We start from the raw sequence: 2427 nt of genomic DNA on the forward strand, positions 1-2427 counted from the left end.
GCGCGACAGCGTCGCGCGCTCCGGTCATCGGCAGGATGCCGGCGAGCTCCACTTGATTCTCTCCCTCAAGTCTGGACTCTGGAATCTGGATTCTAGAGTCTCCCGCCATGCACACCGGTCCGCTCTCCCAAAAGCTCTTCGCCACTGCCAAAACCATGATCCCCGGCGGCGTCAACTCGCCCGTCCGAGCCTTCCGTAACGTCGGCGGCGAACCCTTCTTCGTCCGCAAGGCCAAAGGCAGCCGGATCACCGACGTCGATGGCAAAACCTACATCGACTACATCGGCTCGTGGGGCCCGAACATCCTCGGCCATGCCCCCGCCGTCATCACCAATACCATCCACGAAGTCGCCAAGGATGGCATCTCCTTCGGCATCCCGAATCCCTTCGAAGTCGAAATGGCACGCACCATCACCGACTGGGTCCCCTCCGTCGAAAAAGTCCGCATGTGCAACTCCGGCACCGAGGCCACCATGTCCGCCATCCGCCTCGCACGCGGTTTCACCAAGCGCGATCTGATCGTCAAATTCGACGGCTGCTACCACGGCCACAGCGACTCCCTCCTCGTCGCCGCCGGTTCCGGTGCCCTCACCCACGGCGAACCCGACTCCGCCGGCGTGCCGAAAGACTTCGCCAAGAACACCATCGTCCTCCCCTACAACGACGCCGAAGCCCTCACTGCCCTCTTCGAGGAAAAAGGCGAACTCATCGCCGCCATCATCGTCGAATCCTACCCCGCCAACGCCGGCTTCGTCCTCCCCCAACCCGGCTACCTCGACCTTCTAACAAGCATCACCAGGAAGTTCGGCGCCCTTCTCATCTTCGACGAAGTCATGACCGGCTTCCGCCTCGGCAAAGCCGGCGTCCAAGGCCTCGAAAACCTTACACCTGACCTCAGCTGCTTCGGAAAAGTCATCGGCGGCGGCCTCCCCGTCGGAGCCTTCGGCGGCCGCGCCGATGTCATGGACATGCTCGCCCCCGACGGCCCCGTCTACCAAGCCGGCACCCTCAGCGGCAACCCCCTCGCCATGGCCGCCGGCCTCGCCCAGCTCAAACAACTCGCCGGCTCCGACCAAGCTACCAGTGGCACGACCGTCCCGGTCGTGAACGGCTACACTCGCTTGGACCAACTCGGCCTCCATTTCGAAACCGGCATCCGAAAACTCTTCACCGAAAAAGGCATCCCACATCGCATCAACCGCGTCGGCTCGATGTTCTGCCTCTACTTCATCGACGAGGAAATCCGCAACGTCACCGACGTCATGAAACAGGACTTCGAGATCTTCAAAAAGTTCTTCTGGGCCTGCCTCGACAAAGGCATCTACCTCGCCCCCAGCCCCTACGAAACCGGCTTCATCTCCCTCGCCCACACCGAGGCTGATATCGATGACACCCTCACGGTGATGTCGGACGCTCTGACTCGAATTTGATATCAACGATCGTAATGCATTTCATGCATTTGCGTATTGCGTCACCTTCTTTGAAGCTATCGTTATTCGCGTGTCGGAAGAGCTGGCGAGGGACTTCGAAGCCGACCATCTTCTTGCACCCGACGGCTGCGCCACCCTCCGCACCGCCTGCCGTCGCGGAACCATCATCCTCACATCGTTCGAAGGTGACGCCTTTTCCCGTCCTCGATCTCCTCGACAAGTATGCCGACGTCCCCATGAGCCTCGCCGTCGCCGGACTCGCCCGCCTCACCAAGAATCGCCTGCATGTTTCTTCTCATTTTTGAATCCAGACGCGAACCCGGCCAAACCCGTGGCCGAGAACGATGATGAGAAAGACAAGATTACGGACGAACAATAACGGCGACCAGCGTGGACGAATCCGCAGCTCCTTTCCCTCTTCGAGCGCCTTTCCCAAATTCCGAATCTTCGCAACAGTGACCGGCCACTCCCAAACTCCTTCAATCCACTCTCGTGGTATCGAGCCCTCCCCGCCATAGGCACCGCACAAAGCACCCGCGATCGCTCCCGTCGTATCCGCATCGCCTCCCGCATCCAGAATGGCTGAAACGGTTTCCCTGAAATCCCAATGGTGCAGCAGACCAGCAAAAACCACCGCGGGAACAGTATGGTAGGCATAGCCGCTGACACCCCTGCCCGGTTCGACTCCAATCGCCTCAAGGAAGCACGAAAGGTCAGATCCCGCGATATGATGTTCATTGATTCGCGCAAGGATTCCCTCCCATTCGACATCCGCGACTTCATAAGAAAGACAGAACATCACTTTTCCCAAAGTGGGAGGCTCACTCCTGGTTGAAAGTAGCGCCGCAAGCTCCGTGACAGCGTTCGCGGCAATCAGCGCCTTGGGATCGCGATGCGTGACCTTCGTTTGAGCCTCAGTGAGACACTTCCTTTGTGAGGGATCGTTTCGGAATACCCCTCCGATGATCGCCGTCCTCATGCATGGTCCGTTTCCAGC

At 59.6% G+C, this 2427-nt stretch carries 2 protein-coding genes; one reads left to right on the plus strand and one right to left on the minus strand.

Features of this window, described 5'->3' with window-relative positions; genetic code table 11:
• The first annotated feature begins 107 nt into the window (after positions 1-107).
• Positions 108-1430 (plus strand): glutamate-1-semialdehyde 2,1-aminomutase, encoded by a 1323-nt coding sequence (hemL, locus tag WBG04_RS02330; protein WP_424312739.1) that lies wholly within the window; start codon positions 108-110, stop codon positions 1428-1430.
• Positions 1431-1725: 295 nt separating this feature from the next.
• Here the strand turns inward: hemL and WBG04_RS02335 are convergent.
• Positions 1726-2427: ADP-ribosylglycohydrolase family protein (locus WBG04_RS02335; RefSeq protein WP_424312740.1), on the minus strand; the 702-nt coding region annotated here is incomplete at its 5' end.

Origin of the sequence: Haloferula sp. (assembly GCF_049672945.1) — a bacterium.
Classification (GTDB): Bacteria; Verrucomicrobiota; Verrucomicrobiia; order Verrucomicrobiales; family Akkermansiaceae; genus Haloferula.